Annotated in this window: 7 protein-coding genes; all 7 read right to left on the reverse strand. The window is 62.3% G+C overall.

Annotated features, from left to right (window positions below):
• Positions 1 to 62: 62 nt before the first annotated feature.
• On the reverse strand, positions 63 to 1163 hold the full coding sequence (locus tag ACHFFR_RS08595; RefSeq protein WP_394263851.1) for a BMP family protein: 1101 nt from the start codon (positions 1161 to 1163) through the stop codon (positions 63 to 65).
• Between the two features lie 161 nt (positions 1164 to 1324).
• The gene (locus ACHFFR_RS08600) at positions 1325 to 2401 is read right to left on the reverse strand and encodes a mannose-1-phosphate guanylyltransferase (RefSeq protein ID WP_394263852.1); all 1077 of its coding nucleotides are present in this window, start codon (positions 2399 to 2401) and stop codon (positions 1325 to 1327) included.
• A gap of 2 nt (positions 2402 to 2403) precedes the next feature.
• Positions 2404 to 3678, reverse strand: coding sequence for a YhjD/YihY/BrkB family envelope integrity protein (locus ACHFFR_RS08605; protein ID WP_394263853.1), 1275 nt, complete (start codon positions 3676 to 3678; stop codon positions 2404 to 2406).
• Between the two features lie 8 nt (positions 3679 to 3686).
• Positions 3687 to 4493 carry an exodeoxyribonuclease III gene (locus ACHFFR_RS08610; protein WP_394263854.1) on the reverse strand — a complete coding sequence of 269 codons (807 nt, stop codon included), beginning with the start codon at positions 4491 to 4493 and terminating at the stop codon, positions 3687 to 3689.
• Between the two features lie 34 nt (positions 4494 to 4527).
• Positions 4528 to 5391, reverse strand: coding sequence for a bifunctional 5,10-methylenetetrahydrofolate dehydrogenase/5,10-methenyltetrahydrofolate cyclohydrolase (locus ACHFFR_RS08615; RefSeq protein ID WP_394263855.1), 864 nt, complete (start codon positions 5389 to 5391; stop codon positions 4528 to 4530).
• A gap of 5 nt (positions 5392 to 5396) precedes the next feature.
• Positions 5397 to 6683 carry a serine hydroxymethyltransferase gene (gene glyA / locus ACHFFR_RS08620; RefSeq protein WP_394263856.1) on the reverse strand — a complete coding sequence of 429 codons (1287 nt, stop codon included), beginning with the start codon at positions 6681 to 6683 and terminating at the stop codon, positions 5397 to 5399.
• Between the two features lie 218 nt (positions 6684 to 6901).
• A complete protein-coding gene (locus ACHFFR_RS08625; RefSeq protein ID WP_394263857.1) occupies positions 6902 to 8530 on the reverse strand; it encodes a DUF222 domain-containing protein in 1629 nt (542 codons plus the stop codon).
• Between the last annotated feature and the right edge of the window lie 398 nt (positions 8531 to 8928).

Below are 8928 nucleotides of genomic sequence, written 5' to 3' on the forward strand. Positions count from 1 at the left end.
TGACTGGGCCGGGCCTCCCTGGAGTTGAGTGTCCGTCGGTGACGGACAAGTTACCCGTGTGTTTACGGAGCGTTCGGGGTCTCGACGACGATCTCGCCGGACTTGATCTGCTCGGTAATCTCCTCGATCTCCGACTTCAGCTCGTCCGAAACGGCCGAGTCCATGTCGTGGTACGGAGCAAGTCCAACGCCACCGTTTTCAAGGGTGCCGATGTATGGCTCCGACGAGAAGCTACCGTCAACGCCGAGCTGGATGGTGTCCTGAACCGAGGCCGAGATTTCCTTCATGACCGAGGTCAGGATGAACTCGCCGTAGTCGGGTGCGGTCTCGTACCAGTCCGAGTCAACGCCGATGAAGTAGGCATCGCCGGTCTCCTGGATAGCTGCTGCTGCGCCGAGGCCAACCGGGCCTGCGACGGGCATGATCACGTCAGCGCCCTGATCGAGGAATTGCTGTGCCTGCTGCTTACCAAGGGTCTGGTCATCGAACGAGTTGGTGAAGGCGCCAGTCTGGCCTTCCTTGTCCCAGCCGAGGACCTGGACGTCCGTGCCCTTCTGCTCGTTGTAGTAGTCAACGCCGTCAACGAAGCCGTCCATGAAGATTGCAACGGACGGAATCTGCATACCACCGAAGGTGGCAACCGTGCCGGTCTCCGAGACGCCAGCTGCGAGGTAACCAGCAAGGAATGCTGCCTCAGCGGTGTTGAAGACGAGCGGGCGTGCGTTCTCGAGCTCAAGCGGGTTCGAATCGGCGTCGGTGAACGTCGCGTCAACGAGGCCGAATGCGAGGTCGGGGTTCGCGTTTGCTGCATCTTCGAGCGGCTGCTCGAGGAGGAAGCCAACGCCAATGATCATGTCACAGCCGTCTGCAACCATCGACTCGACGTTCGGCGCGAAGTCGGCATCAGACGACGACTCTGCGGTTCCGGCCTCAATGCCAAGTGCGTCTTCAGCAGCCATCAGGCCGTTGTATGCGGACTCATTGAACGAACGATCGTCCCAGCCGCCGGCGTCGGAAACGATACATGCCTTGTAGTCGGTCGAGGCAGCGTCGCCTCCATCATCGGTACCGCCGTTGCCACCGTCATCGCTATCGCTCGAGCAGGCGCTCAGCGCGAGCATGGATGCTGCGGCAATCGCGGCAAACTTCTTAAAATTCCTCACGTGGATACTCCTTCGTAATCATCGCAACCACCGCACTAATGCAGTGAGTTAACACAACAATAGCGCCTGCGTCACTAAAAGTCGCACCAAAAGTCCAGCTTTGGAAAACTTTATCTACTCGTTATCTCGACTTTTCGCGTTCACTGCGCGTTATCCTGTTGTTAACGAAGTTCGTCCATGCCCTTTTCTGCGATATCGTCAACGATGTCCTTGACTTTCTGCGCAGATTCGCGCGCCGCCACAAGGATCGCATTCTCGGTTTCAACGACGACGACGTCCTCCAATCCCACTACCGCAATCGGCTTGGAATGGGTGTAGACCAGTGCACCGGGCGAGTCCACCGTCAGCACGGGCTGCTTGGCGCCACCGGGTGCAACGTTCGGCCCCGCGTCGACGACGTCGCGCAGCGAGGCGAAATCCCCCACGTCGGACCAGCCCATCTCCACTGGCACGACGGCGACCCCACCCTCGTCCGCCAACGGCTCTGCAATGGCGTGGTCAATGGCGATCTTCTTCAGCGTCGGCCACACCCGGTCCATAACCTCGGCTCGCTGCGGGGTGTCATATACCCGCGCGATCTCCATAATGCCCGCGTGGAGCTCGGGCTCGAAGGTCTCGAGCGCGCCAAGAAGCACGTTCGTCTTCGCCACGAACATCCCCGCGTTCCAGCGGTACTCCCCCGACGCGACGTAGCTGCGCGCCGTCTCGGCGTCCGGCTTTTCCACGAATTCGACGACGCCGGCCGCGCGGTCCATCCCCTCGAGCCTTTCGCCCTGGTGGATGTAGCCAAAACCGGTGGCCGGGTGATCCGGCATGATTCCGATCGTCACAAGATAGCCGAGATCGGCCGCCTTCTCCGCCTCGAGCACGGCTTCATGGAACGCGCGCTCGTCGCGGATGAGATGATCCGCGGCAAAGGAACCGAACACCACGTCGCCGTGGCGCTCGCGGATGACAGCCACGGCAAGCGCAATCGCCGCCATCGAATCGCGCGGCGAGGGCTCGGCAATGACGTTCTCCCGCGGGATCTCCGTCAGCTGCGCCTTGACGGCGTTGGCGTGCGCCACGCCGGTCACAATCATGGTCGAGCGTGAAACTTTCGCGAGCCGATCGACGGTCTGCTGGATCAGCGTCCGCCCGGCACCGGTCAGGTCGGTCAGGAACTTCGGGTGGTTGCGCCTCGACAGCGGCCACAGCCGGGTCCCCGCTCCGCCCGCTGGAATGATCGAGTAAATCATCCCTACTCGTCCTCAACCATCTCGACGTCACCCTTTTCTACCGCGGCGAGCTCGCGATTGGTGGTGTAGGCCGTCTTCGAATGGAACGCCTCCCACGCGCCGTCGCGGTAGTCCTGCTCGGCGTCGGCGAGTGCCTGCTTTGCTTCTTGGATCTGCTGCTCGGCCTTCTCAATCTTCTTCCGAGCGCGGCGCTCCTTGAGCCCCTTCCACTCGGGGATTGACTCGGGCTTGGGCTCCGGCGGATCGGGAGCGATCGTGCCCGAAATCGGGTCGTGAACCCAGCGCTTCGTCTCGGGCTCGGACTCCGTGACGTAGTTCGGAGTCTCCTCGAGGTGCTCCATCTGGCTCGGCGTCGGCTGGCCGGGGGCTGGCGGATTCGCGACGACGCACGCGGCGATGAGCAGAAGCCTGGCGAGGAAGTTCACCCACAGGAGCAGAGTACCGATGGCGGCGAAACCGGCTAGGAGCTCGTTGTCGGACACCGAGCCCACCACGGATGTTCCAAGGTAGCGCAGGAGGCCCGAGCCAATACCGCCCACGATGCCGCCCAGCAGAAGGTCGCGGCGCGGGGCTCGCACGCCAGCCATGACCCGGATCAGGAACATGACCACGGCCGTATCCACGATAAACGCGATCGCCAACGTGCCGGCCGACAGCAGGAACGAGCTTGCGCCCTCCGTGACGTTCAGGAATTCGAGAATCGGCTCAGCAAAGAACCTCGTGGCCATCGTCAAGACGGTCGTGACCAGCACCGAGACGCCGAGCACGAGGAAGCCACTGAAATCAAGAAGCTTCGCCACGGCCGGGTTGCGCGGAATCCGCGAGATGCCGAACATGTTGAGAACAGAATTACGGATGCCCGTCATCAAGCCGATCGAGGACCAGAGCAACACCAGTAGACCGATCAAGGAATAGAGGTTAAACGGGTTGTCGACGATGAGGGAATTCGGATCCACGATGCCATCGCTGGACGAACCATCCATCTTCAGAACGCCCGGCAGGGCGGAATCGATCGATTCAAACAGGCTGTCACGCAGCTCCTGGTTGCCGCCCAAGATATAGGAGAAGGCGGTCAGTCCGATGGTCAGCGCACCGGCGATGGCGAACAGGGCCGAATAGGCGATGCCGCCGGACAGCTGCGGCCCACGCGCGGTCGTGTATCTCTGAACAGACCGGACGATCCGCAGGTCCATGACCCATTCAACGAACCGTTTGCCCTTGGACACGACCTCGGGAGGTGCGTCGTCGTCGGTCTTGATCTCGAATCGCGTGCTCATCGTCGTCCTTACAGCTCGTACTTCATCACCAGCGGGGCGTGATCCGACCAGCGCTCCGCATAAGACGCCGCCCGATCCACCCTGGCCGATACCGCACGCTCAGCGAGCCCCGGCGTCGTCATCTGATAGTCAATACGCCAGCCGGCATCGTTGTCGAATGCCTTGCCGCGCTGAGACCACCACGTGTACGGACCTTGCGTCTGCCCGCTCAGCATACGGTGTGTATCCACCCAGTCGCCGGCGAACCAGCGATTCAGGTAATCGATTTCGGGATCAAGCACGCCGGACGTCTTGTTGTGGTTCGGCTTCCAATTCTTGATATCCAGCGGGGTGTGGACGATGTTGAAGTCGCCGCCCACGAGCACGTGCGGCGCTTCCTCTGTTCGCGAAGCGAGCAATTCTGCAAGCCTCGCCTCGACGCGATCGAGGTGGAAATACTTAGCGGCCATCTTGTCAGGATTATCGGCGACGCCGGAGTGCAAGTATGCCGAGACGAACGTCGTGCCAAGCGAGGGCACCGTCGCCTCGACCCAGCGCCCGGTATCGACGGCGGGCTCGTCGGGACCGATCCCAATCGCGCTCGCGCTCACCGGGTGATCCTTGCGCACGGCGATAGCGACGCCGGCGCGGCCCTTGAGCACGGAGGCCTGCTGAATCAACGTGTAGTCATCGCCAACGATCTCGGCGACGAGTTCCTCCGGCGCCCGCACCTCCTGCAGCAGCACGACGTCGGCTTTCGTCTCGTCCACCCACGCTTCCATGCCTTTTCGGACCGCGGCGCGAATCCCATTGACGTTGACAGTTGCTACCAGCATCGATGCTCCTTCATTCGTTGGCGTCTAGCGCACTCTACCCCTCGCGCCGTTCCACTGCTTCCACGACGTTCACGAGTAGAGTCGCGCGCGTCATCGGCCCGACTCCCCCGGGGTTGGGCGAGAAGTATCCCGCCACCTCGCGCACGCCAAGATCGACGTCTCCCACGAGCTTCGTCTTACCATCCTCGCCGGGCTCGCGCGTCACGCCGACGTCGAAGACGGCCGCGCCGGGCTTGATCATGTCGGCTGTGACCAGCCGCGCGGAGCCGGCGGCCGCAACCACGACGTCGGCCTCCTTCGTGTGTGCGGCAAGATCGCGGGTGCCGATGTGGCAGGAGATCACGGTCGAGTTGATCTTTTCGTGGGTGAGGAGCAACGAGAGCGGGCGTCCGGCCGTCTGCCCCTGACCAATGACGCACACAACGGCACCATCCCAGTCCACGCCGTGCCGGTTGCCGAGTTCGACAATGCCGCGCGGCGTGCATGCAATCGGCGATGGGAGCTCGCCGGTCGACTTACCTGCAAGGCGCCCGACGTTGATCGGGTGGAGGCCGTCGACGTCTTTATCTGGCGCGATCGCCTCCACGATGGCGTCGGTGTTGCACTGTGGTGGCAGCGGCAACTGGACGATGAAGCCCGTGACCGCCTGTGCATCGTTGAAGTGGCGGACGGCTGCGAGGACGTCGTCGGTGGTGGCGTCTTCTGGCAACTCGACGCGCAGCGATCGGATACCGACCTCTTTGCAGTCGCGGTGCTTGGCATCCACGTACACGCGGGAGCCGGGATCGTCGCCCACGAGGATGGTGCCGAGCCCGGGGACGATACCCCGATCGCGAAGCTGCGCGACGCGCTCGGCCACCTCTTCTTTAATGCTGGCGGCAGTTGCTTTGCCGTCCATCAAGATCATGCCAGCTGATCCAATCCCTCGTAGAGCGGGAAGTCCTCGGCCAGCTTTGCGGTGCGGGCGCGCAGCGCCTCGATGTCGGCGTCCTTGCCATCGCGGAGCGCTTCGGCGATGACGTCGGCAACCTCTCGGAACTGCTCGGCGCCGAAGCCGCGGGTCGCGAGCGCCGGTGTGCCGATGCGCAGGCCGGAGGACACGGACGCGGGGCGCGGGTCGAACGGGACGGAGTTGCGGTTGATCGTGATGCCGACCTTCTCCAGCAGATCTTCGCCCTCTTTGCCGTTCATCTCCGCATCGCGAAGATCTACGAGCACGAGGTGGACGTCGGTGCCCCCGGAGACGACCGTGATGCCCTTGGCGGCAACGTCATCCTGCAGGAGGCGCTCGGCCAGGATCTTTGCGCCTTCCAGCGTACGTTCCTGACGATCCTTAAATTCCGGCGACGCGGCGACCTTCAGCGCCACCGCTTTCGCCGCAATCACGTGCATGAGCGGGCCGCCTTGCTGGCCAGGGAACACCGCCGAGTCAAACTTGCGGCCGAAAGTTTCGGCGTCGCGCGAGAGAATCATGCCCGAGCGCGGGCCGCCGATCGTCTTGTGGATCGTCGTCGTCACGACGTCGGCGTGCGGCACCGGATTCGGATGCAGACCCGTAGCCACCAGACCGGCGAAGTGCGCCATGTCGACCCAGAGGTATGCGCCGACCTCGTCAGCAATCTCCCGGAACTTGGCGAAGTCGAGGTGGCGCGGGTAGGCCGACCAGCCTGCGATGATGAGCTTCGGCTTGTGTTCGAGCGCCTTCTCGCGCACGGTCTCCATATCGATGAGGTAATCGTTCTCGGAGACTCCGTAGGAGACCACGTTGTAGTTCTTGCCCGAGAAGTTGATCTTCATGCCGTGCGTCAGGTGCCCGCCGTGCGAGAGCTCGAGGCCCATAATCGTGTCGCCTGGCTTGACGAGCGCGTGGTAGATCGCGGCATTGGCCTGCGCGCCCGAGTGCGGCTGCACGTTGACGTACTCCGCGCCGAAGAGCTCCTTGGCGCGGTCGATCGCGAGCTGTTCGGCGACGTCCACGAATTCGCAGCCGCCATAGTAACGGCGGCCGGGGTAACCCTCGGCGTACTTGTTCGTCAGCACCGAACCCTGCGCCTGAAGCACCGCGCGCGGCACGAAGTTCTCGGAGGCGATCATCTCGAGAGTCGTGCGCTGGCGGTTCAGCTCGTCGTCGAGCACCTGCGCGATCTCGGGATCCAGTTCATCGAGGGACATATTGAAAAGGTCGGACATCTAGGTTTTCTCCTTATTCTGAAGTGCGCGCCCAGGCGATCGACCCGCACCTACCAACACTCCCCGGTGGTAACCACCTACGCCAGTTGCATCCGCGCCAGTTTATCGCAGCGCCGTATCTTTTCCCCGGCTGTGCACATGCTGAGAACGCCAACTGTGCGCCCTGACACCGGTCACGGTACTCGGTCGCAGTACTCCCATTCACGACGCCATCCCATTCACGACGCCATCCCTAGGTCAAACAGTGGCTCCTGGGACCCCTGCATTTTGGGCACACTCCTCCCTTGGTCAATCTGGCCGACTTTTCGAGCGCGATCCCTCCCAGATCGTCGCCTTTCGGCAGGCTCACGCCGATCCGACGGATCAACGATGACCTTCCCACCGGCGTCCACGAATTCCCATCCGTTTTCGTAGTGAATCGCAGTAATCTGCTCCTGATGAATCACGGAGTGATGATGCCAGCAGACCATCACCAAGTTATTCAGGTCCGTCTCTCCGCCGTTTTCCCAATATCGAGCATGGTGCAATCGGCTACTTGTATAGGTTTGCGAACATCCCGGGAACTGGCAGTGCCGATCTCGCGCGATAATCGCTCTCGCCTGCGCCGGCGTGGCCGTTCGATATCGACGCCCCACGTCCAACACCTCTGACCGCTGCCCAAACACCACGCGCGAAATTTGCGCATCGGACAAAACCATCTGCAGCTGCGCTGGCGTGAGCGGAGTGCCGTCGTCGAACGTTGCGGGCTCAAGTCCCTCAAAGTAGGCCGCGTCTATGCCCGGGGCAATCTCCGCGATCTTTCGTCCCAACTCCGGATGAACAACTGCAACGCTCGGCGCGATGTCACGGCCCTGATCGGCCCGATAACGAGCCTCGGCAACCGCCAACGTCTCCAGCGAGCAGTGCACCGATACGTGCGGAGAAACCCTCGCGCTCGGCTCGAACTCGCCGCCTTCGAGCGCGCGAGCACAGAGCTCCACGAGGGCGTTCGCACGCCTCTTCGGCGGCGATATCCGGGCACCGGAATCTCGCTCGGCCGAATCCCCCGCTCCATCGCCTTGCTCGGCCTCATCGGATTGCTCGGCCGCATCCTGATCCTCAGCGGCGTCCCGCGCGGCCCGCATCACCGCATCCAGCGCGTTGTTCACGAGAATGCCATTCATCGGCGTCAATCGACCGTTGATCACCCAATACTCACCCTTATTAAAGAGGTGCAGCTTCTCGTCCTGCGCGTCGGCCTTCGCGTCCTTCTCCGCAGCCTTCGGCGCATGCTTAATCGCCCACGCCTTCACCCGCTTGGTAAACCTATCGACGTCCATCGTCAGTGCGTAGCTCAAAAGCTTGCGTTCACCATCGTGCTCATCCGCCAGCTGTTCCTTCAACGTCGGATTCTTCGCCACCTTGCGCACGGCATCCACGTACTCATCCGTGATCTGCCCCGCCCTCAGCGCCTCACGGAACGCAGGCAAATCCTCGTTCAACGCCTGCGCGCGATCCACCGTCTCCTTCGCCCTCCGCCACGAGACATTCGCCGTCTCCTGCTCAAAAATCGCCGCCGTTCGCGCGCCCTTGCCCTCCCAGTCTCCGCGCTGGGACACGACATCGACGACGTCGTACCTCAACCCGCGTACGCGCTTCGATATGCGGTCCATTCGGCGGGAAATATCGAGGCACGCCTTGGACCCGAACGCGGCCATGTCAATCGAAGCGAGGACGTCAACAGCGCGCTCAATCTCATCAAGCGTGAGGGAGACGATCTCCTCATTCGCCGAAATGCCGAACGATGACTCGTCACTTTGCACACGCGGACGTGCACCATCTTCGTTGATCCCATCGACGGATCGCATATGTACACCTCCTTTGGTGCTCGTGGATCCCCGGCATTAAGCCGAATACCCGTATGGTGAGTTGTTGATTCAATTTTACGAGACGGCTCCGACAAATTATTTTGCCACCGACAGCCACCGATTCTCACCGATGGGCGCCAATTACCAGCAGTTCGACCGCCGCCGCTTGCCACCGACTCGATCGCCGATAAAACAGCCTACGAGACCCCTCCGACAAAAAATCCAGCCGTCAGCCACCTGCCATCCGACCCCGCACGGCCGCACAATCGCGTGAGACAATTGCCCCATGAGCACAGACCGCATCCCACATCCCAGCGCAGACGCCGTCGTTCTCGTCCCGCTCCCCCACGCCACCGACGAAACCTCATCAGGCGCCCAACTCATCGGCCCCGCCTGGC

Source organism: Trueperella sp., assembly GCF_043424875.1.
Lineage (GTDB): Bacteria > Actinomycetota > Actinomycetes > Actinomycetales > Actinomycetaceae > Trueperella.